Here is a 21186-nt window from a genome sequence, read left to right as displayed (position 1 = left end):
TAAGACTTGTAGTAGGATACTAAGTTAACTTTGAAGTGACTTTCTTTCTGAATAAAATGAAAAAACTGCCCCTCTCCATCCTTCTTGCCTTATGCTCAGTTCTGCCGGGAATCGCTTCAGCCGAAAGCGCCGACTCGTCTCAGCCGATCCAAATTTTCTCTGACAAGTTCGATGGCGACGATGTGAAACAGGTCGCGGTCTACACCGGCGACGTGGCCGTCCATCAAGGGACCTTGGAAATCCGCGGTGCGAAACTTGTTTTGACAATCGATCCTCAGGGCTATCGCCACGCGGTTATGACGCCTCAAAAGGGAAAGCTCGTCACATTCAAACAGCGTAAAGATGAAAAAACACCCGGCGTCGAAGAATGGATGCACGGCAAGGGCGACAAACTGACGTACAACGAAAAAACCAATGAACTCACTCTGACCAACAATGCTCAGGTCTCGCGCTCGGAAAACGGCGTCATGAAAGACGAAAGCAGAGGAACTGTCATTACCTACAACATGACTACATCCACCGCTGACGTTGTCGGCAGTAAGAATCGCGGCTCAGCCGGCAGAGTATCCACTGTGATTGCGCCGCGCGACAGCAATTTCGACGCGTCTAAACCGATCGAACTTCAGCCGAGCAAAGGAATTAAGAGATGAGCGAGAAACACAGTCTGGACGGAGCAAATGTCCTTGAAGCGCTCAACCTAAAGAAAATCTACGGACAGCGAACGGTTGTCAAAGACGTCTCTCTGCGGCTGCACAGCGGCGAAGTCGTGGGACTGCTCGGACCGAACGGAGCCGGCAAAACAACTACGTTCTATATGATTGTCGGACTGGTCGCATCCAACGGCGGCCAAATCCTTCTGAACGGCGAGTCGATTCAGCACCTTCCGATTTATAAACGCGCGCGTATCGGCATTACGTATCTGCCGCAGGAAAACAGTGTATTTCGTACGCTCACGGTCGAAGAAAATATTCAGGCGATCCTGGAGCTTCAAACTAATCCGGACGGCTCTGCGCTCTCAAAGAAACAAATTAAGGAAGAACTGGACAACCTGCTCAACGAGCTTCAGATCACGCATATCCGAAACAATCTGGCTCCGACCGTCTCTGGCGGAGAAAGACGCCGTACGGAAATTGCCCGAGCGCTCGCCGCAAGACCGAGATTTATTCTTCTCGATGAGCCGTTCGCCGGCGTAGACCCGATCGCAGTTATCGAAATCCAGCGCATCGTTCACTACTTAAAAGAACGCGGCATCGGCGTCCTCATTACCGACCATAACGTACGCGAAACACTCGGCATCTGCGACCACGCCTATATCATCAGCGACGGAAGCGTACTAGCCAGCGGAAAACCTGAGGCAATCGTGGAAAATCCGCTCGTGCGCAACGCATACCTCGGCGATAATTTCTCTATGTAGGAGCTATGGCTCAGACGCTTTCACTGCAGCAGTCTCAGCGCATGGCGCTTACGCCGGAACTGAGACATGCCATATCCATCCTTCAGCTTTCAACTGCTGAGCTGACACAGCTCATTAACGAAGCAATTGATCAAAACCCCCTGCTTGAAGTCTCCGATACGAGTGAAGAGGCTGCCGACAGTTTCGACTCGGATCAGCAGCTGCGCTGGGAAGGCACCGCCTCCGATCAGGAACCCTGGGAGCGAAAAGAACATCCGGAAAGTCTGGCTGAGCATTTACTGCGGCAAGTCGGCTGTCTTTCTCTCTCGGATAAAGAAAAAAGTCTTCTTGCCTGGCTTATCGGCTCATTGGACGACAACGGTTTCCTTTCCGCGCCTATTGAACGGCTCGCAGAGGAGGCAAAGATGCCGGCCGAAATCAGGCTCTCCGATTGGAAGGCCGCTTTGAAACTGCTGCAGAGTTTCGAGCCCTCCGGAATTGGTGCCCGCGACTACAAAGAATCTCTGCTAATCCAGCTGAATCATCGCAGATTGTCAATGCAGTCTGATCCGGTAATCTGCGCGCTGGCCTCTCAAATCGTCCAAGAGCATTTGGAGCTGCTCGCGAAACGAAGTTTCGATAAAATTCGCCCGCTCCTCGGATGCGCATCCAAGGAGCTGGAAGAGGCTGTTCGCCTGATTGCCGCTCTAACACCGCATCCTGCCTCAGAATTTTCAACGGATTCTATTAACTATGTCACTCCGGAAATTCTTGTTCGCAAGACAGGCGAAGGCTGGTGCGCCGAACTGATCGAGGCTTCGCTGCCGAAAGTCAGGCTTAACCGAATTTATGCTGAGGCCGTCACCGACAGCTGTCATGACCAGCTGTGGAAAGACAGACTCCATGAAGCATCCGAGCTGATCAAAAACATCGAACATAGGCGTATCACACTGCTTCGCGTCACTCAGGCGCTCGTGCGGCGGCAATCCGATTTTTTTGAATCCGGACCGCTCTGCATGCGCCCTTTGGTCCTTCGCCAAATTGCAGACGAACTTGAGCTGCACGAGTCAACCGTCTCCAGAGTCGTTTCAGGAAAATACCTGCAGTGCGCAAGAGGCGTCTTTGAGCTGAAATATTTCTTCTCTTCGCAAATCGGTGACTCCAATGAAGCGGTTTCATCAATCGCAGTCAAAAACGAAATTGCAAGACTTATCGCCTCTGAAAATCCTTCTAAACCACTCTCAGACGCGAAAATCACCGAGCTTCTCTCTGAGCGAGGGTTCTCCGCCGCACGGAGAACGGTCGCTAAATATCGCGATGCACTTGGAATCGCACCGGCTTCTCAGCGTAAAAAAATTCGCTGATTCACGTTTACAATAACTGATTGATCAAATCGAGTGACGCATTATGAATGCACTGTGCCTGCTTCTAAAGCCCGAAAATATTCTGCTTGGTATTTCACCGAGCAGTAAGAAACGTGTATTCGAACAAGCCGCTCAAGCTCTGTCGCTGATTTACCGACTGGATCGCAAGGAGGTGTTCGACGCACTCATCGCGCGGGAAAAGCTTGGCTCTACTTATCTCGGCTACGGAATTTCTCTGCCGCACTGCCGCCTTCCAAACCTAAGTCAGCCATGCGCCCTTTTCATCCGGCTGCACGGGCAGCTCGAACCCGCCCGCGCCGGAGAAGAACCGACGCACAGTCTGTTCTTTCTCTTGGCTCCGGAAGAAGCCTGCAGCGAACATCTTGAACTTCTGGCCGGCGCCGCGGAAATTTTTTCCGACGAATCCATCCGAACAAAATTATCTCAGGCCAACACTTCGGAAAAATTTTGCGAAGCTCTGAATAAATGGTGCGCTGAGAAGTACGAATCGGATAAACGTGAGAGTTAGATTTTTATGGCAACTTATCAGCAGCTCTTCACCCTCTGCAAGCGCAAGTTTGATTTCAACTGGCTCTACGGCCAGTCTCATGCGGGAGATTCGATTGAGCTCTCGCCCAACGCTGTTAACTATCCGACACTCGCAGTCGGATTCCTAAACATTATTCACCCAGATCGACTACACATTCTCGGACCGGCTGAAATCGCATTCTTTGATCAAATCGGCTCAGAATCCCGAAAGAGCTTGATCGCGAAACTTGCCTCAGACAAATCTCTCGGCTTTGTCCTCTGCGCTAACCTTAGCCTGCAGCCGGATATGGTGCAGGCGCTGATAGAACACGATCTGGTTGTTTTCAGCACTTCGGAAACGCCGGAGCGGGTCCTGACACTCGTAAGACAATACATTGTTCGCCTGCTTGCGCCAAGCTGTTCAATGCACGGCGTTTTTATGGATGTATTCGGCATGGGCATTCTCCTCTCCGGTCAAAGCGGCATCGGCAAAAGCGAGCTTGGCTTGGAATTAGTCACACGAGGACACGGTCTGGTCGCAGACGATGTGGTCGATTTCATTCAAAGAGCGCCTGATTGGGTCGAGGGATCGGCGCCCGCGTTACTTGCGAACCTCCTGGAGGTCCGTGGAATCGGTCTGCTCGACATTAAAACAATCTTCGGAGAAACTGCGGTACGCCGCAAAATGCGGCTTAACCTTGTGGCTGAACTCAAGCAGTTTGATCAGGGCGAACTCATGGAAAGACTGCCCGAGACAGAACTGTTCACCGAAGTGCTCGGACAGCCGATCAGAAAAATGATCATTCCAGTCGGCGGCGGACGAAACCTTGCCGTGCTGGTCGAAGCCGCCGTTCGAAGCGCGATCCTTCAGCTGCGGGGAATCAACACAATTGAGGAATTCTTCCAGCGGCAGCGCAAACTTATGATGGCCGAGGACGGCTTGTAAAAACGGGGACTTGAAATGCAGTTAATCTTGGTGACCGGCCTGTCCGGAAGCGGTAAATCAATCGCGCTGAAGCAGCTTGAAGATCTGGGCTACTACTGTATCGACAATCTGCCCGGTAAATATGTCGTGCCTGTCACAAAGCATCTTCATTCCGTCCGAAGAGAGCATCTTGCCGTTTCACTGGATGCACGCAGCGATGTTTCACTCTCCGAGCTCAGCCGCGATCTTGAAGATCTGGTCGCTTCCGGTGTGCATTTAAGGATACTGTGCCTGACAGCTTCAACAGATGCGCTTGTCCAAAGATATTCCGAGACCAGGCGTCAGCACCCTCTAAGCCAAGCCGACTCAGATTCTCCCGAAACGCTGGTTGAAGCGATTGAAAGAGAAAGGAAACTGCTCGAGCCGATCATGGATGACGCGCATATCATTGACACCACAGGAATGCTCCCCAACACACTGAAGCATTGGGTGCGCAGCTTCGTCAACGCCAAAAAAGGCGCCATCCTCCTCACTTTCGAATCATTCGGGTTCAAAAAAGGACTGCCGATCGCCAGTGACTTGGTCTTCGACGTTCGCTGCCTTCCTAACCCCTATTGGGTTGAAGAGCTTCGGCCGCTAAACGGAAAAGATCAGCCGGTTATCGATTTCCTCAGCAAGGAACCTCTCGTTCGAAGCATGTTCGAAGACATCCGTGGTTTTGTGGAAAAGTGGCTTCCCCACTACGAAGCACAGAATCGGCACTACCTTACGGTCTCAATCGGCTGTACGGGCGGACAGCACCGCTCCGTCTATATTTGCGAGCAGCTCGGAAAATATTTCTCCGAGCGCTGTGAGGGCGTCATTACGCGCCACCGCACGCTCGACGCCGCAAAATAATTTTTCCTGCCTAAGCAAGAAATTCCAGTAAGAACGTCTTTAAAGGCGTCGCAACAGCTGCGTTTGTCAGCTCTTCCAATGTGAACCATCGACCTTCGGGGGGAGACGAGAGCGGAACCGTACTGAGCGAAATCATCAGTTTCAGGTGCGTCAGCCGATGCGTGATGAATCCGCATTCGCGGGCGTCTGAAGGCAAAACCTGCGCCTCAGGAAGGACCCAAAGATTTTTCCAGTACCGACTTTCTCTCTTGATTAGAAGAACTTTTCCGTCCCTGACGTAGATCAGCATATGGATCGGTTCTTCCGGCACAGGAGCGCGTTTCTTTTTGGGCGGATAGCTTTCCTGAAGTCCTTCGGCACATGCTCGGCACATTTTCTGAAGAGGACAAACTTCACAGCGCGGTCTGTTTCTGACGCAAACAGTCGCGCCCAAATCCATCATTGCCTGTGCATAGGCTCTTCCCTCTTCCTTAGGCTGGATCTCTTCGGCTGCAAGCCACAGCTTCTTATCGAGTGCTGATGCACTGAGCCCGTCACCAATAAGCAGCAGACGGGATAAAACCCGTTTGACATTACCGTCTAATATCGGAGACGGAATGTCCGTACATGCGCTGCGTATCGCTCCCGCTGTTGAACGGCCGATACCTGAAAGTGTCACAAGATCCGATATCTCTGTCGGGAAAACTCCGTTGTATCGCTCTGCGACCTCCTGTGCGCAGCGATGCAGATTCTCCGCCCGACTGTAATAACCGAGCCCTGCCCAAAGCTGAAATACTTCCTCCCGGTCGGCTTTAGCAAGCGCTTTAACTGTCGGGAACCGCGACATAAATTTCAAATAGTAAGGAATAACAGTCTTTACCTGAGTCTGCTGAAGCATGATTTCAGCAACCCAGCGCGGATAAGGTTCAGTGGTTTGCTGCCAGGGCAAATCATGTCGGCCGAATTGCTTCTGCCACTCAATAATCGCTCGTGCGGGATCGCTCTTTTTCATTCAAATCAAAAAAAATTAGCCGCCTCAATGAAACATCGGGCGGCTGAATAAAATTAAAAAATGATTAGGCCGACTGCTTTCTGTCTTCCATAATGAGGTTGAGCAGAATTGCGGCAAGGGTCGCTGTACCGATGCCTCCAAGTTCAAAACCGCCAATCTTCAGAGAGAAATCGCCTGCGCCGATAATCAGTGTAACCGCAGTCACGATTAAGTTCTTGCTGCTGGCAAGATCAATTTTGTTTTCAATCATGATGCGCACACCGGCAGCGGCAATAAATCCGAATACCACCACAGAAACCGCTCCGAGAAGCGGACCTGGGATAGTTTGAATGACCGCACCAAACTTCGGCGAGAAGCTCAGCAGAATCGCAAACAGACCGGCTACGGGGAAAATCAAGGTAGAGTAGACGCGGGTAGCCGCCATCACGCCAATGTTTTCTCCGTATGTGGTCACGCCGGGGCCGCCGCCGAAACCAGCGATGATAGTCGCTAACCCGTCACCGAAGAATGATCGTCCGATATAGGGATCCAGATTTCTATGCGTCATGACATTGACCGCTTTGATGTGTCCTAAGTTCTCTGCGATCAAAATAACAACCACCGGAACAATGAGGATCATCGCTTCAGGCTGGAAAACTGGAGCGGAGAAATGCGGAAAGCCAAACCAGCTGGCGTCATAAAGCGGCTGAAAATCAATCGGCTTGCCCAGACCCATTAAGTTCGTAAGGATCCAGTAGAAGATATACGCGATCACAATACCGACAAGAATCAGGAGCTTTTGCAGGAAACCGCGAAGATAAACAGCGACAAACCCCATGATCAGAACCGCTGCAGAGGCATACCACTGTTCAAAAGTCGTTGTACCCATCCCTTTTACCGCCACAGGCGCCAAATTAAGGCCGATCGTCATAACGATGGAACCCGTGACAACCGGAGGCATCAGCCGCTCAATCCATTTGATTCCGGTAAACATAACAATGAGACCGACCAAGGCATACACGACACCGCAGGCGATAACACCGCCCATCGCAACCGGAATATTCGGATTCGGTCCGCTGCCGGCATAACCGGTAGCCGCAATAACGACCCCGATAAACGCGAAACTTGAACCCAGATAACTCGGGACGTGACCGCCAACCACCAGGAAGAACAGCAGCGTTCCGATACCGCTCATGAAAATCGCAACATTCGGGTCCAAGCCCATAATTAATGGCGCTAGAACCGTTGAGCCGAACATAATCACAACATGCTGAATGCCCATGGCAAGCGTTTGGCCTAAGGGCAGTGTTTCATCAGGCGCAATAACGCCTGCCGTCTTCACGGACCATTTTGGAAAGTATGAATTTTTCATTTGATTTAACTAGATGGATGCTCCGTACATTCTAATTAATAAAGTCTTAACAATCACATTTAATACGTTCTTTTCTTCTTTTCCTGTTACGAAGATAAATAATTCCGTCGGTGCGATAATAGAGCTCTTCGAAAATTGACGTAAAATTCGTGACTTATCGATAAACAGGACAACAAAATGCCGGAGCTGAGCTCTCAAACGCAAAAACAAATTAAACACAGAAGAACCTTCGCGATTATTTCTCACCCTGACGCTGGTAAAACAACTCTTACCGAAAAGCTGCTTCTTTTCGGCGGAGCAATTCAGCTCGCAGGCGCGGTCAAGGGACGTAAAGCCGGCCGTCATGCAACGAGCGACTGGATGGAAGTTGAAAAACAACGCGGTATTTCCGTCACCAGCTCCGTTATGCAGTTTGAGTACGACGATCACGTAATCAATCTTCTCGATACCCCGGGACATGAGGACTTCTCGGAAGATACCTATCGAGTACTGACCGCCGTTGACTGCGCAGTCATGGTTATCGATGCCGCCAAGGGCGTGGAGGCGCAGACAATTAAACTTTTGGAAGTTTGCCGTCTGCGTAAAACTCCGATTATTACGTTCATCAATAAACTGGACCGCGAGGTCCAGGACCCGATCGATCTGCTCGGAGAAATTGAAAACGTCCTCAAAATCGAGTGTGCCCCGATTACATGGCCGATTGGAATGGGAAAAACTTTCCGAGGTGTGTTCTCTCTTCTGGACAATAAGCTTGTCCGTTTCACTCCGGGCGGCGAGAAACTTAGCGACGATGTCGAAGTTATTGAGGGACTGGATAACCCGAGGCTCGATCAGCTGTTCCCGCTGGAAATCGGGAACGTCAGAGAAAGCATCGAGCTCATTCAGGGCGCTAGTGAACCTTTCTCCTTGGAACGTTTCCTTGCCGGTGACCAAACGCCTGTCTTCTTCGGCTCCGGTGTCAATAACTTCGGTGTGCAGGACGTCCTGGACGCGCTCATTCGCTGGGCTCCGACTCCGCAGCCTCGTGATGCCGGCAAACGCATGGTTGAACCGGATGAAGCCAAATTCAGCGGCTTCGTCTTCAAGATTCAGGCCAATATGGATCCGAAACATCGTGACCGCATCGCGTTCTTCCGCGTCTGCTCCGGCGAGTACAAACCCGGCATGAAGGTCTACCACGTTCGTGAACAGAAGGATATGAAGATTCCTAACGCTCTGACCTTTATGGCCAACGACCGTGTCCTTATGACCGACGCTGTTGCCGGAGATATTATCGGTATCTATAACCACGGACAGCTTCACATCGGCGACACCCTAACGCAAGGCGAAATACTCGGCTTTACCGGTATTCCTTACTTTGCTCCGGAATTGTTCAGAAGCGCACGCGCCAGAGACCCTTTCAAAGCAAAACAGCTTCATAAAGGCTTGAAAGAACTCGGCGAAGAAGGCGCGATTCAGGTGTTCGAAGATGAACTCGGCAACCTTCTTCTCGGCGCGGTCGGCGCACTTCAGTTTGAAATCGTTGCTCAGCGTCTGGCGACCGAATACAACGTCGACGCTATCTACGAAAACACTCCGATCTCAACCGCCCGCTGGCTGACATACCCGGATGAACAGACGAAAAAAGATTTTGAGCGGGAACAGGCTCTGCGCCTTGCAAAAGACGCGGAAGGCAATCCGGTGTACCTTGCGACAAGCGTATACAACCTTCAGACCACACAGAAACACTGGCCTCAGGTGACTTTCCACGTCACCCGAGAACACGGTCAGAAGCTCAAACACACCGACACGGATATTGCGATTTAATCCGATCTGCCGGGAAGCCTTTACGAAAGCGCTTCCCGTGCTTCCGGGAAGGGAGAAAGCACGCGCTTCAGTATTCCCTTTATATACGCAATCAGAACTCCGTAGTTCACGATCGGCACACCTGCCTCTCTGCACTGCCGCTGTCTGGAAAGCATCGCTCTGCGGTTGATCATGCAGGCGCCGCAGTGAATCACAAGTTTATAGTCGCTGACATCTTCCGGAAATGAGTCTCCGGTATACCATTCAAAAGACAGCTCTCCGCCGACATGCTCCTGCAGCCAGGCGGGAATTTTGACACGTCCGATATCTTCAGCCTGACACTGATGCGTACAGGCTTCCGCGATCAGAACTTTGTCTCCCGGTTTAAGTGATTCAATCGCTTTGGCACCTTCGACAAGCCCTGTCAGATCGCCCTTATTTCTTGCCATCAAGATCGAGAAAGATGTTAGAGGAATTTCCTTAGGAACGATTTTCGCAGCCTTGCCAAACACCTGACTGTCGGTAACGACAAGGGCAGGCGGAGTTTTCAGATTATCCAGCTGAGCGGCAATAAGGTTTTCTTTTGCGACAATCGCGTTCGCGTTGGCATCCAGAGTGTCTCTAAGCGCCTGAACCTGAGGCAGAATAAGTCTGCCCTTGGGCGCCGCTGTGTCGATCGGCACGCAAAACACAACGGTATCGCCCGGGTTCAAAAGGTCCCGAATGAGCGGCCTGTCTTCAAAAGCGCGCGGCGCCGCAGAGAGAATTGCCGAGCGAAGTCGGTCAAAGCCGCTTTTGTTCAGCGCGCTGACGACTATGAATTCTTCTTTAACCTCCGCCTGAAGTTTCTCAGCAATCTCGTCTGCAGACGGCACGGTATCGCACTTATTAAGAACCAGTAAATAAGGCGTTCCCAGTCTTTTGAACTCTTCAATGAGTTTTTCTTCGAATTCGGAAAAAGGGTTTGCCGCATCCATCACAATGAGCGCGACATCTGTCTTAGTCATGACTTCCCGCGTCTTGCCGATGCGCAGCTTTCCTAAATCGCCGACATCATCGATACCCGCAGTATCAATAAGCATGATCGGCCCAAGCGGCAGTAGTTCCATCGCTTTGTAGACAGGATCGGTCGTTGTACCAGCAATGTCGCTGACCAGCGCAATTTTCTGTTTCGTAAGCGCATTGATCACACTCGACTTTCCGGCGTTTCGTCTGCCGAACAAACCGATGTGAATTCGTGTCCCTCTGGGACTCTGATTCATTTCTGCCATGATAAGCACCTTGCTTGAAGAACTTTCAGTATAAAGATTAAAGCCATAAAAAAAGGGGCCGAAGCCCCTTTCTTGAAATCAATCCGACGAGAAATTATTTCTCAACGACCTTGATAACGTCACGCTGAACCCATGTGGGAGCGTGGTGTTCGGCGGCCTCGTAGGAGATGTCGCCGGAACCGATGCGCCAAATGCCTTTGAAGTGTTCCATGGAAAGGAGCGCCAGAGGAATATGAGCGCAGGTGACCATTGCTGTCACGATGAAGCTGCCCCAAACGTGGGTCATGAAGAGCCAGTAGAAGACAGTTTTACCGAGAAGAGGTGCACCCATCCAAAGCAGCCAGCCGGTGACGATGAGGTAAACAACCGCAGCGATGAAAATGAGATAGCTCATCTTCTGGCCGCCGTTGTAACGGCCCTGGGGCGGAACTTCAACCGGTCCGAAGGGGATCTTGAAGAAACGACGCGGATAGCCGCCGAAGTTTCTGAACCAAAGAATGGTGTTCTTGTCCCACTCGAGCAGGTTCTTCATCGTCACTGCGAAGCGTTCCGGAGCGAACAGAACATAGCCGATGAAGTTCAGCGTGAACAGACCGCCGAGCCAAATGTGCCAAACCATCAGAAGATTGGCTGTTTCATCGGAGATCTTGCCCATCATGTTACCGAAGTAAACGATGGCGCCTGTGAAGAACAAAGCGTACCAGCAGATCGCGTTGATAGAGTGGAATACTTTGTCGGAAGTGTGGAAGCGCAGAATACGTGCGCCTTGCATTTCAGCGTTAGACATGATGTTCGGCCTCCGTCATAGCGAGTTGAGAGCGCGGTGTGTAGTGCGTATGGTTGAGTTTGTACATTTCGCCTTCAACAGGTTTACCGTTCATATCCTTATAAACCTGCCAGCAAACATCGTTTTCATGAGAAGAAGTCAGCTTCATCTTCTGAAGACGCTTGTCATCGGCATACAAACCGGCCTGACGGTCAAGAATCACCTTATTTCTGGAAGTGATCAGCTTCGTGATCGCTGCGCCGGCAGCGACAACTGCGACCGCACAAAGACCGATAACCTTGAGGAATCCACGACGACCTAACAGGGCAGGTACATCACGTTCGGTATATTGATATTTGCTCATTTGATATTCACCCTAGTTAGAGTTTGACAGGCAGCGGAGTTGTCGGAGCGAGCCAAGCGGAACCGGCGCCCTGGAGCGGCTGACCGCCGCCGTTGACACAGCCGCCGGGGCAGTTCATAACTTCAATGAAGTGCCAGCGATCCTTGTCTTCGTTGATAATCTTCATAACTTTGTGCAGATCCTGCAGCGCGCCGTTTACAACCGCAACGCGAAGTTCGAAGATCTTTCCGCCCTGAGCTTTCAGAGGAATCGGAATAGTGGCTTCAACGAGGGAGTTGTTCATACCGCGAACTGTGATGATGTCCGGATCTTTGAGCTCTTCTCCAGAGAGAATTGCGTAAGCTGTACGCAGAGCCGCTTCCATAACACCGCCGGAGCAGCCGAAAATCGTCCCGGCACCGGTGTATTTTTCCATTGTCTTGACTTCATGAGTCTTGGGCATTGTGAGCGGATTGATACCTTTGCGGCGCAGAAGTTCGGCGATATCACGAGTGGTCAGACTGTAGTCGATATCGGGGAAGGCGGGAGTGTCTTTGGGCAGATAGCCGTGTTCCACGTTCCACTTCCATGCGTCGACAAACTCAGGACGGCTCGCTTCGTAAATCTTGGCTGTACAGGGAGTAACAGCAACCATCACGACATCGCGGGGATCCTTGTTCCAAATGTGCTTGGCAGCCCAGCTCTTGGCGAGCGCGCCGCCCATCTGAACCGGGCTCTTAGTTGTGGAAACATGAGGAATCGCAGAAGCGAAGTTAATTTCCATGTTTCTGACCCAGCCGGGGCAACAGCTGGTGAAATGCGGCAGCGGATGATGAGCCATCTGGTTCACTTCAGGGCTTCTTTCGCCTAAGCACCAGTATCTGACTTTCTTAATGAATTCCGTACCTTCTTCCAGAATAGTCTGGTCAGCGGTCTGGTTCACGTCGTAAACAGTGAAACCTGCTTTTTCGAAAGCGTTAAGCATCTGCTCGGTGCAGAGATCGCCGGGCTGGCCGCCGAATTCTTCAGCAAGCGCCACGCGAACCGCGGGAGACGGGTGAGCAACCACGAATTTCTTCGGATCGTCCAAAACCTTGAGAACGTCCTCGACGAAGGACATCTGTTCAATCGCGCCGAAGGGACATGCGCTCAGACACTGTCCGCAGCTAACGCATGCGTCATCACGAATCTTATGAATGCTGCCGAGACCGCCGGTAATCGCATCAACCGGGCAGAATTTGCGGCATGTATCGCAGCCGACACAGTTGTCTTTGTTAATCTTAATAATCCCGCGCAGTTCGCCTTTGCGGAAATTACCCTGATATTCCGGTCCGTCTTCACCGCGGCAGCCTTGCGGCGGACGGAAAGTCACTACGTTCATAGTAGCCATCTTTCAACTCCAGAGCTTGAAATGGGAAATAAAAATTTGATCCGAAAAATTCTTGTTTACGCTGTACACAAAAGTGACAGCCGGACCAATATAAAAACCTTATACATCAGTTTACGGGCTGAGTTACATCGACTCAATTGGTCTAATACGTAAAGTCTAGGTAGTTACCCTTGGAAAATGGGAAAAATAAGGGTTTATCCGATAAGACATATCTCTTAATCGGACATTTCGTCTTACATATCTGATTCTTTGAGAGGTTTTCTCAGTTCTGCGCGAATATTATCCATCGCCGAGTAAAAATCTTTCATCATGACCAGTCCCAGCAGTTTGCCTCTGTCAGTCACAATAAACTGGTTGGGATCGTCCGGATTCTCTTTAATGGCACCTGCCAGCTTCAGTCCCAGAACTTCTTTAAACAAAGCTCTATCCAGATTGACGCCGTGCACTTCTTTGAAATAGCGGCGGTTCAGACGCCCTGCGAAAAGACCTAAAAGAAGACGATACTGAAGTACATTGAACTTATCAAACGTCCGCTTTCTTTCAACACCGTTTCTTCCCGATCCGATGCGCTCGTTATAGCGTCTCAGTGAGAATGTATTCACATAAAGCGTGTCACCAAGAAAACTAAACGCTCCGGAGCCTACGCCGAGATATTCGTCGTTATCGATAACGTATTCGTCAAATCCCTCGTTGTTGGACTTGCCGAACGCCCAGCTTGAAAGCTGCGTGTAGTCATGGCAGAGCGTATCAAGAATAATTCGATACTGCTCAGCCATAATTTCCGGGGGCGCTGCGATCTTGTCCTTGACGCTGCGTTTTGTCTGGCTCGTCACCATCAGAGGATAAGTAGTAATCTGACGCGGCGACAGCTCAAGCAGTTTGGCTAAATCCGAACGAAGAACTTCGTTGGTCTGTCCGTGAAAACCGAAGATCATGTCAACGTTGCAGATCGGGAAAAGCTCCTGAGCCTTTTGGATGTAGTCGAAAACCTGCTTGCCGGTACCGAACTTATCACGCTCGGTCATCTTCAGAATTCCGTCGTCAAAGCTCTGTACACCGATCGACATGCGGTCTACTAATCCTTTAAGCATCGAAATGGACGGATCGCCCATTACCTGAGGATCCGTCTCGCAGGAAACCTCCTTGATGCCGGGAAAGAGCGTACGGGTGAGCTCGATCGTCTTAACAAGCTCATCCATCAGAACAGTTGTCGTACCGCCGCCAATATAAAGCGAAGTAAAGTTGTACCCCATGTCATGAACCGACTGTATCTCTTTGCGCAGGTTCACAAAGTATTCACGGGCTTTGTATTCTTTAAACAGAAAACGATGGAATGTGCAGTAAGAGCAAAGCGTCTTGCAGAAAGGAATGTGCGCGTACATCATGTACTGATGACCTTCCTGCGGTTTGGGAAACTCCTGAAGAATGCAGGGATCCAGAGTCAGATTTTTGTCCAGGTAGTACTGCATGACCGCTTCGGTCGCCCTCAGCATCCAGCCCGGTGCAATTGCTTCTGATTTCTCGTGCTTTGCGTTTCCTTTGTACGCAGTGCGGATCGTTTCCGTTGATTTTTCCATGATGACTCTTACTACGTTAGTTCGACCGAGAATTATAGGTTATTCGCGGCATGTGAACTTTTTTTGGCCCCCATATACATGTCATCAATCAGCGATCCGTATTTTTCGTTCATGGGCTTTCTCTTCAGCTTCAGCGTCGGTGTCAGCAGACCGTTGTCAATCGTCCACTCGTCCAGCGTAAGCGTGACATTTCGCGGCACAGCGTATGCCGGAAAGGTCCTGCAGGCCTTTTTTACCTGCTGAAGCACCGCGCTCTTGGCGCTGCTTGCGGTGAGCGAAACCTGATCCTTCGGATCCAAATGCAGCGAAGAAGCAAGAGCGCTCCACCGCTCGCAATCCAAGGAAACCAATACTCCAATATAGGGCTTCCCGTCTCCTACGGCATAGCACTGGTTCACCAAAGGAAGCGTTTCCACCGCACTCTCGATATCCACCGGAGAAATCTTTTCACCGGTCGACGTCACAATAATCTCTTTGATTCTGCCGACAATTTTCAGACGCCTGTCCTCATCAAAACGGCCCTGATCTCCTGTGTGCAGCCAGCCGTCCTCCGTAAAGGCTTCCTTGGTCTCTTTTTCGCGATTCCAGTATCCGCGCATCACCAAGTCGCCCTTAATTTGAATCTCGTCCTTGTCGCCTAAACGAATTCCGACATCCTTCAGCGCTCTTCCAACCGTGGCCGGATCGTTATCCGTTACGTTATTTCCGCTGATAATCGGAGAAGTCTCCGTCATGCCGTAACCTTGAATGACGGGAAGACCGAGTCCGCAAAACACTTTTGCCGCTTCCGGATTCAAAGATGCCCCGCCGCTGATCGCAACACGAAGACGGCCGCCGAACTGGGATTTAAGCGTCCTGGAAATTTTCCCGCCGATCAGTTTGTTCGTCACTGAATCAATCAGCGGGGGCACTGACGACGCCACCCGAATTCGATTCTTTCTGCAGAACACTCTCCAGCCGGCGTTCACTGCCGTTTCGAAAACCTTCTTGGCGACAGGACCTTTATCCAAAAGCACTTTATTGAGCTTTCCGTAGATACGCTCATATACGCGGGGAACGGAAATCAGAACATTGGGTTTGGCAATCCTGAAGTCCTCCGCCAAGTACTGAAGCGATCGATTGAAAACAATCGTAGAGCCGGTTGCCAGCGCGAGATAGTAGCCCGCCGTCCTCTCAAACATATGGGAAAGAGGAAGAAAAGAGAGGAAGATATCACCGACTTCCGGCTTCACGTGAGCAAGCGTAGAGCGAACATTGCTCGTAATGTTTTTGTGTGTCAGCATGACGCCTTTGGGTCTGCCGGTCGTTCCGGAGGTGTACACAATGCAGGCTAAATCCTGCTCGGTCGGAGAGTCCGGAAGATCGGCATTCTGAGAGGCCGACGCAAGCCAGGCCGCAAGCGCGCTGACCATACCGCCTGACGGCGCTTCATCATCGGTAATGATGACCTTCTTCAGCGCCGAAAGGTCAAATCCGGCTTCTTTAATTTTTTCCCACTTGGAAACTTTGTCGGTGACAAGAACGGATGCGCCGCTGTCCTGGAGAATATATGCGCTCGATGCGGGAGTATCAATTGCGTGCAGCGGGACCGGGACAAGAGTATTGGCCATCGCCGCCTGGTCAAAACAAACAGCATTGACGCCGTTGGGCAAAAGCATCGCGACACGATCGCCTCGCTTCAGGTTGAGAGCGGCAAAAGCTTTGCGCCAGCTCAAAACTTTTTCTCCAAGCTCGCTGTAGGTAACGGAAACCCATTCCTTTGTCGATTTGTTGAATTCCCGTAAAGCCTCGTCCGAAGGCCCTTTGCAGACCCGATTCTGGAAAAATTCACACAGTGTTGTTAACCCGTCAAGAGCCCTAGCTCGCTCTTCCTTGCTATCTGTCACGATACTATCTCCCATAATACCTGCTAGGCTAAACATAAAAATAAGTATTTAACGACGTAAAAAATCCGTGTTTACCCTAACAAATCCGCAGCGAAAAAATTTCTTCTTTTTTCGAAAAATGCGCAATCAAGCGGGTGCGGCTTGATGTCTGCCGGCAAAGGTCAATAAAAAAGCCGCTGAACGCGGCTCTCCAAGAGAGGAATGTTTCGGCTAATTGGCCGGCATAATCCTAACCTCCCAGCCGGAGCTGCACTCCGTCACGAAAGGATAAAAATTCTTGCTGGCCTGGCACCAATACATCGTATTTCCCGACGGCGCAGGTGAAACAACAACAGGTGCCGGGGCTGCAACAGGCGCAGTCACAACCGGAGCCGGAATAACCGTCGGCGCGGTCACGACAGGCGCCACCACTGGTGCTGTGTAAGTCGGTACGGCCGCAGTGACCGGATAAGCCGGAGGAACATAGCTTGGCGCAACATACGTGGGCGACAAAGCATTGCTAATGGCTCCGGCCACACCGAGTCCGAGCCCTAATGTCAAAGCTCCGCCCAAGACATCTCTGCCGAAGTGGCGCCAGGGTCCGCCGTGGTGATAGCGAGGCGGAGGGGCCGGTCGAAAACCGGGACCTCCGGGAGGAGGACCGGGACGGAAGCCCAGACCGCCGTGGCCGGGGCCGCCGGGACGAGCATCAGCAAGCGATCCGCTCAATACAAGACACATGATGGAAGCGGTAAAGACCCCTTTTAATAATTTAGATTTCATAGAGACCTCCTCTTTTGCTTCTGTTCTATACGAATAGTTTGGACTTTATCAGCCCGAAAATCTCAAATTATTTTGCAAGAGATTGTTTTTCTTCCAACTGCTCCCAGAGCTGATACTTCTGCTCAAGACAGCTGCCGACATCCGTAAGTTCGTCCCCAAGCTTCAGTTTGTCTTCCGCACTCTTTGCGGCATAGTCGGGGGACTGCATTTGTTCAATCAGCTCGTTCTGCCGTGTCTCAAGCGCTTCAATTTCCGCGGGCAGCGCCTCCAAAGCCTGTCTCTCCTTATAGGTCAATCCGCCCTTGGGCTGCCGTTTCGGCTTAACAGACTTTTCTTTCGGAGCCTCTTTTGCCGCTTCCGTCTTCTTCTCTTCTTTCCCCTCTTTTGCCCGCCAGCGCAGCCATTCTTCATAGCCGCCCGCATACGAGGTCCACTTGCCGTTCTTGTCCGGCGCAATCGCAAACGTAGCGACGTTATCCATGAACTGCCGATCGTGAGACACAATCAGTACGGTACCGGGATAACTGCTCAGCGTATCCTCAAGCATCTCGACGGATTCAATATCCAAGTCATTGGTCGGTTCGTCCATCACAAGAAGATTTGCCGGCTTGGCAAACAGTTTCGCAAGCAGCAGTCTGTTGCGTTCACCGCCTGAGAGACTGCCGACTTTGACGTTCATTCGATGCGGTGGGAAGAGAAAATCCCCGAGGTAGCCGACAATGTGCTTTTTCACTCCGCCGACTTCAACCCAGTCGGAGCCCGGAGAAACCGTCTCCTGAAGCGTTTTATCCGGATCCAGTTCCGTTCGAAGCTGATCAAAATAGGCGACTTGGAGATTGGTTCCGAGTTTGACCGTGCCCTCATCCGGAGCAACCTGCCCGAGAATAATTTTAATCAGCGTACTCTTTCCAACCCCATTGGGTCCGAGCAGTCCGAGCTTATCGCCGCGCATCACGCGCATGGTCAGATCATTAATCAGGCAGCGGCCGCCGTAACTCTTATAAACGTCAGTCAATTCGGCAACGATTTTGCCGCTTCGCTCACCTGCGTCGATGTTCAGATCAACCACACCCAAACGGTCTCTGCGGTTTTCTCGTTCAACACGCATCTTTTCAAGCCGTCTGACGCGGCCTTCATTGCGCGTGCGCCGCGCTTCAATGCCTCGGCGAATCCAAGCCTCTTCCTGCGACCACACTTTGTCAAAGTTCTGACGCGCCTTCTCTTCGTCCGCAAGCTCGGCCGCTTTGCGCGTCTGGTATTCTTCGAAATTTCCGGGATAGCGGCGCACAACGCCTCGATCAAGCTCCCATATAGAGTCAACGATACGGTTCAAAAAGGCTCGGTCATGCGTAACCGTTACCAGTGAGCGGGATTTTTTAAACTCGGAAAGAATAATCTCTTCAAGCAGCTCGATCGCGTCAATATCCAAATGGTTGGTTGGTTCATCCAGCAGAAGAAGATCCGGCTCAAGGGAAAACGCCAGCGCAAGCGCCGCTTTTTTCTTCTCTCCGCCTGATGCCTTGGACAGATCCGCATTTTCATCCAGACCGAAGCGATGCAGATATTCCGATAATCTGCTCTGCAGCTGCCAACGGTATTTACTGTCGGCAATGTCATCAAAGCGGCCGCGAAGAACAAGCGACTCCATCAGCGTCGGAGCCTCAGGAAAAAAGGGTTCCTGTTCCACATAAACCGCGTTTAAACCGTTTTGTATGTGAAGCGTTCCGTCGTCAAGTTTCTCCAGCCCGGCAAGCACTTTCATCAGGGAGCTTTTTCCTGTCCCGTTTCGTCCGATCAATCCGATTCTCTGCCCTTCTTCAACCGTCAGATCGACAGAATCAAGAAGAGGCTTGTCCCCCCAGGCCAGGTGAGCCTGCAATATCGAGATCAGACTCATAATCCTGCATCTCCGGCATCTTCGGTGAACTGCACTAAATCTTCTTCCGCGGAACCGGTCTTCGAAGGATTCACCACCGCCTTGTCAAGCTGACGAATAACACGCTGTCCGTCTTCACCGGAATAGGTCAGTCTGCCGCTCATGCTTTCCGAGAATGAAAAATCTTTGGCCCACTTCAGCCATTGCTCTCCAACCTGCCAGGCATCAATGCCCACGGCAAACATCTGCCGCTCTTCCTGACTCATCTTGTCGTACACCTTCATATAACCGGAGTAGGACGAGAGCGGAAGTTTTGTTTCTGCGGGAAGTTCAAGCGTAACCATGCCGACAAGATCATTGGCTTGGGTCTTTGCCTGCATACGATCCTGCAGATGCAGAGGACTTGTGTACGTTGTTCCGAATACGGGAAGTTCCGGCGGAATATAGGGCCTTAAAAGACTTGCCTGCTGTGCGCTCATCGCAAAGAAAACGCCTCGGAAGCTCTTTCCGCGCATTTCCTGACGAAGATAACTCAGCTGCTCAGGGGAAATACTTCGGCGTTCAGCGGACACGCCGGACTTTGCAAGCTCTCGCTCAATTGTTCGGGCAAGCTTGTCGTCATAATCGCTGCCAGTCGTGAAAATCACAAAACTCTTTGCCGCGTTCTGCTCCGAAGCAGTGTTCTCAAGCGCGATCTTAACCAGCTGCTCGGCTTCGCTTTCAACCGACATGTCCAGCGTGAGCATCAGCTCGGGGACGCGCTCCGTGTGCGCTCGATTAATCGCGACCACCGGGAGAGGAAGATAACTAAGCTCTGAAACCGCCTGCACCGCCGGCTTTGAAACCGGACCGATCGCAAGCATCGCGCCTGCGTCCGCAGCGGAGTTTAAAACATCACGTACGGCCGACGGTTCACTCAAAGTGAACTCCACCAGCTCATACTTATCCTTTACTCGCTCGTAGGCTGCCCGGATACCTGCCCGCAAAGGGTTCGTAGCCTGCCACAAAGGGCTGCCCTTCGGCGATACAATCAATGCCACTTTCTGTCTCTGCACCGCTTCATCCGTGTGCGCAGAGCCTGAACTTTCCTGAGCGACGGCATTCATCGATAAGGAAACCGCCAGGACAGCAGTTAAGCTAATTAAACGGCATCTAACCAATGAGGTCAAAATGGACTCCTCGAAACCTTGCTTCGAAATTGAAAAAATACTCGACAGCATTTCTCTTGCATCTCAGGATCTTCCCGCTCCGGCCCTTTATATCGTAGGACTGCCAATCGGCAATCTCGGCGACATCACGCTGAGAGCGCTTTGGACGCTCTCTCAGGCAGATTTCATCGCGGCTGAAGACACCCGAGAAACTAAGAAATTACTTGAGAAGTTTAATATACAGGGACGGCTCTTCCCAGTGCACCAGCACAACGAGCATGAAGGAACGGAAAAAATCCTCGAGTACCTCTCTCAGGGACTGAGAGTCGCACTGGTGACGGACGCGGGCACGCCCGCAGTCTCGGACCCCGGCTCAAAAAGCGTCGCAATTGTTCGTGAGCACGGCTATCGCGTCATTCCGGTTCCGGGCGCAAGTGCCGTTGTCACGGCCATGTCCGCTGCCGGTATGGCGCCTGAGGGCTTCGTTTTCCACGGCTTCCTTCACGGCGGTAAAAAGGAACGTCGGGACGAAATCGCCAAACTCGTTTCCGGCGGACGCACATTCATCCTCTACGAAGCGCCGCACCGTATCCTTAAACTCGCGGAAGAACTCGCCGAAAATGTTCCCGCGCAGAGAAAAATCGCCATCGCAAGAGAACTGACAAAAAAATTCGAAAATATCGAATCATTAACCGCTTCCGAATTGACTGACTGGTCAAAGCATCATGAGCCTAGAGGAGAGTATGTAGTTTTAGTAAATGCGGAAGAGAAAAATACCGAAGAGGAGTTAAGCCAGGAGCTTAGAGAATGGTTGGATAACCTTATTCCGCTGCTTCCAACTGGACAGCTTGCGGCAGTTGCCAGTAAGATTTCCGGTTTATCCAAAAAAATTATCTATAACTATATATTGAGCAAGAAAAATTCCTCTTAACC

At 51.3% G+C, this 21186-nt stretch carries 19 protein-coding genes; 8 read left to right on the top strand and 11 right to left on the bottom strand.

Annotated features, from left to right (window positions below; all coding sequences use genetic code 11):
• Positions 1-56 precede the first annotated feature (56 nt).
• From lptA to rapZ, 6 genes are read left to right on the top strand one after another with little or no spacing between them, the layout of a single operon-like run.
• A complete protein-coding gene (lptA, locus tag NFR90_RS00535) occupies positions 57-650 on the top strand; it encodes a lipopolysaccharide transport periplasmic protein LptA (RefSeq protein WP_160334166.1) in 594 nt (197 codons plus the stop codon).
• Positions 647-1414, top strand: coding sequence for an LPS export ABC transporter ATP-binding protein (gene lptB, locus NFR90_RS00530; RefSeq protein ID WP_160334167.1), 768 nt, complete (start codon positions 647-649; stop codon positions 1412-1414). The genes lptA and lptB overlap by 4 nt, the downstream gene beginning before the upstream one ends.
• 5 nt (positions 1415-1419) lie before the next feature.
• Entirely contained in the window at positions 1420-2757 is a 1338-nt protein-coding gene (rpoN, locus tag NFR90_RS00525; RefSeq protein WP_160334168.1) for an RNA polymerase factor sigma-54, read from the top strand.
• 43 nt (positions 2758-2800) lie between these two features.
• Positions 2801-3286 carry a PTS sugar transporter subunit IIA gene (locus tag NFR90_RS00520; RefSeq protein ID WP_160334169.1) on the top strand — a complete coding sequence of 162 codons (486 nt, stop codon included), beginning with the start codon at positions 2801-2803 and terminating at the stop codon, positions 3284-3286.
• 6 nt (positions 3287-3292) lie between these two features.
• On the top strand, positions 3293-4231 hold the full coding sequence (gene hprK, locus NFR90_RS00515) for an HPr(Ser) kinase/phosphatase (RefSeq protein ID WP_160334170.1): 939 nt from the start codon (positions 3293-3295) through the stop codon (positions 4229-4231).
• A 15-nt stretch (positions 4232-4246) separates the two neighbouring features.
• On the top strand, positions 4247-5107 hold the full coding sequence (gene rapZ / locus NFR90_RS00510) for an RNase adapter RapZ (protein WP_160334171.1): 861 nt from the start codon (positions 4247-4249) through the stop codon (positions 5105-5107).
• A gap of 10 nt (positions 5108-5117) precedes the next feature.
• On the opposite strand, the gene mutY is transcribed toward rapZ, so the two are convergent.
• Together mutY and NFR90_RS00500 are read right to left on the bottom strand one after the other, a co-directional pair.
• Entirely contained in the window at positions 5118-6098 is a 981-nt protein-coding gene (mutY, locus tag NFR90_RS00505; RefSeq protein ID WP_160334172.1) for an A/G-specific adenine glycosylase, read from the bottom strand.
• Positions 6099-6162: 64 nt separating this feature from the next.
• A complete protein-coding gene (locus tag NFR90_RS00500) occupies positions 6163-7449 on the bottom strand; it encodes a solute carrier family 23 protein (RefSeq protein ID WP_160334173.1) in 1287 nt (428 codons plus the stop codon).
• 177 nt (positions 7450-7626) lie between these two features.
• Between NFR90_RS00500 and NFR90_RS00495 the strand changes: the two genes are divergently transcribed.
• Positions 7627-9255, top strand: coding sequence for a peptide chain release factor 3 (locus NFR90_RS00495; RefSeq protein WP_251449813.1), 1629 nt, complete (start codon positions 7627-7629; stop codon positions 9253-9255).
• A gap of 20 nt (positions 9256-9275) precedes the next feature.
• Here NFR90_RS00495 and hydF read toward each other — a convergent pair whose 3' ends face one another.
• The 9 genes from hydF to NFR90_RS00450 form a co-directional block, all read right to left on the bottom strand.
• Positions 9276-10505, bottom strand: coding sequence for a [FeFe] hydrogenase H-cluster maturation GTPase HydF (gene hydF, locus NFR90_RS00490; protein WP_160334175.1), 1230 nt, complete (start codon positions 10503-10505; stop codon positions 9276-9278).
• Positions 10506-10599: 94 nt separating this feature from the next.
• Positions 10600-11292, bottom strand: a complete 693-nt coding sequence (locus NFR90_RS00485) for a cytochrome b/b6 domain-containing protein (protein WP_160334176.1) — start codon at positions 11290-11292, stop codon at positions 10600-10602.
• Positions 11285-11635 carry an iron hydrogenase small subunit gene (locus tag NFR90_RS00480; RefSeq protein ID WP_160334177.1) on the bottom strand — a complete coding sequence of 117 codons (351 nt, stop codon included), beginning with the start codon at positions 11633-11635 and terminating at the stop codon, positions 11285-11287. The genes NFR90_RS00485 and NFR90_RS00480 overlap by 8 nt, the downstream gene beginning before the upstream one ends.
• A gap of 16 nt (positions 11636-11651) precedes the next feature.
• Entirely contained in the window at positions 11652-13004 is a 1353-nt protein-coding gene (locus NFR90_RS00475) for a [Fe-Fe] hydrogenase large subunit C-terminal domain-containing protein (protein ID WP_160334178.1), read from the bottom strand.
• 233 nt (positions 13005-13237) lie between these two features.
• Positions 13238-14581: a coproporphyrinogen III oxidase family protein gene (locus NFR90_RS00470; RefSeq protein ID WP_202074505.1), complete on the bottom strand. Its 1344-nt coding sequence runs from the start codon at positions 14579-14581 to the stop codon at positions 13238-13240.
• Positions 14582-14613: 32 nt separating this feature from the next.
• Positions 14614-16482: an AMP-dependent synthetase/ligase gene (locus tag NFR90_RS00465; protein WP_160334179.1), complete on the bottom strand. Its 1869-nt coding sequence runs from the start codon at positions 16480-16482 to the stop codon at positions 14614-14616.
• A 195-nt stretch (positions 16483-16677) separates the two neighbouring features.
• A complete protein-coding gene (locus NFR90_RS00460) occupies positions 16678-17229 on the bottom strand; it encodes a hypothetical protein (protein WP_251449809.1) in 552 nt (183 codons plus the stop codon).
• Positions 17230-17296: 67 nt separating this feature from the next.
• Positions 17297-19126, bottom strand: a complete 1830-nt coding sequence (locus NFR90_RS00455) for an ATP-binding cassette domain-containing protein (RefSeq protein ID WP_251449807.1) — start codon at positions 19124-19126, stop codon at positions 17297-17299.
• A complete protein-coding gene (locus NFR90_RS00450; RefSeq protein ID WP_251449805.1) occupies positions 19123-20274 on the bottom strand; it encodes a type 1 periplasmic-binding domain-containing protein in 1152 nt (383 codons plus the stop codon). The genes NFR90_RS00455 and NFR90_RS00450 overlap by 4 nt, the downstream gene beginning before the upstream one ends.
• Position 20275: 1 nt before the next feature.
• On the opposite strand from NFR90_RS00450, the gene rsmI reads away from it, so the two are divergent.
• Positions 20276-21184, top strand: a complete 909-nt coding sequence (gene rsmI, locus NFR90_RS00445) for a 16S rRNA (cytidine(1402)-2'-O)-methyltransferase (RefSeq protein ID WP_160334183.1) — start codon at positions 20276-20278, stop codon at positions 21182-21184.
• Positions 21185-21186 lie beyond the last annotated feature (2 nt).

Origin of the sequence: Parasutterella muris (genome assembly GCF_943193095.1) — a bacterium.
In the GTDB taxonomy this organism is placed as follows: Bacteria; Pseudomonadota; Gammaproteobacteria; order Burkholderiales; family Burkholderiaceae_F; genus Parasutterella; species Parasutterella muris.
This window is presented reverse-complemented; position numbering and strand designations above follow the sequence as displayed.

Coding starts and splice junctions, on each gene's coding strand:
- lptA (WP_160334166.1), top strand. CDS start 57: ATGAAAAAACTGCCCCTCTCCATCCTTCTTGCCTTATGCTCAGTTCTG.
- lptB (WP_160334167.1), top strand. CDS start 647: ATGAGCGAGAAACACAGTCTGGACGGAGCAAATGTCCTTGAAGCGCTC.
- rpoN (WP_160334168.1), top strand. CDS start 1,420: ATGGCTCAGACGCTTTCACTGCAGCAGTCTCAGCGCATGGCGCTTACG.
- NFR90_RS00520 (WP_160334169.1), top strand. CDS start 2,801: ATGAATGCACTGTGCCTGCTTCTAAAGCCCGAAAATATTCTGCTTGGT.
- hprK (WP_160334170.1), top strand. CDS start 3,293: ATGGCAACTTATCAGCAGCTCTTCACCCTCTGCAAGCGCAAGTTTGAT.
- rapZ (WP_160334171.1), top strand. CDS start 4,247: ATGCAGTTAATCTTGGTGACCGGCCTGTCCGGAAGCGGTAAATCAATC.
- mutY (WP_160334172.1), bottom strand. CDS start 6,098: ATGAAAAAGAGCGATCCCGCACGAGCGATTATTGAGTGGCAGAAGCAA.
- NFR90_RS00500 (WP_160334173.1), bottom strand. CDS start 7,449: ATGAAAAATTCATACTTTCCAAAATGGTCCGTGAAGACGGCAGGCGTT.
- NFR90_RS00495 (WP_251449813.1), top strand. CDS start 7,627: ATGCCGGAGCTGAGCTCTCAAACGCAAAAACAAATTAAACACAGAAGA.
- hydF (WP_160334175.1), bottom strand. CDS start 10,505: ATGGCAGAAATGAATCAGAGTCCCAGAGGGACACGAATTCACATCGGT.
- NFR90_RS00485 (WP_160334176.1), bottom strand. CDS start 11,292: ATGTCTAACGCTGAAATGCAAGGCGCACGTATTCTGCGCTTCCACACT.
- NFR90_RS00480 (WP_160334177.1), bottom strand. CDS start 11,635: ATGAGCAAATATCAATATACCGAACGTGATGTACCTGCCCTGTTAGGT.
- NFR90_RS00475 (WP_160334178.1), bottom strand. CDS start 13,004: ATGGCTACTATGAACGTAGTGACTTTCCGTCCGCCGCAAGGCTGCCGC.
- NFR90_RS00470 (WP_202074505.1), bottom strand. CDS start 14,581: ATGGAAAAATCAACGGAAACGATCCGCACTGCGTACAAAGGAAACGCA.
- NFR90_RS00465 (WP_160334179.1), bottom strand. CDS start 16,482: ATGGGAGATAGTATCGTGACAGATAGCAAGGAAGAGCGAGCTAGGGCT.
- NFR90_RS00460 (WP_251449809.1), bottom strand. CDS start 17,229: ATGAAATCTAAATTATTAAAAGGGGTCTTTACCGCTTCCATCATGTGT.
- NFR90_RS00455 (WP_251449807.1), bottom strand. CDS start 19,126: ATGAGTCTGATCTCGATATTGCAGGCTCACCTGGCCTGGGGGGACAAG.
- rsmI (WP_160334183.1), top strand. CDS start 20,276: ATGGACTCCTCGAAACCTTGCTTCGAAATTGAAAAAATACTCGACAGC.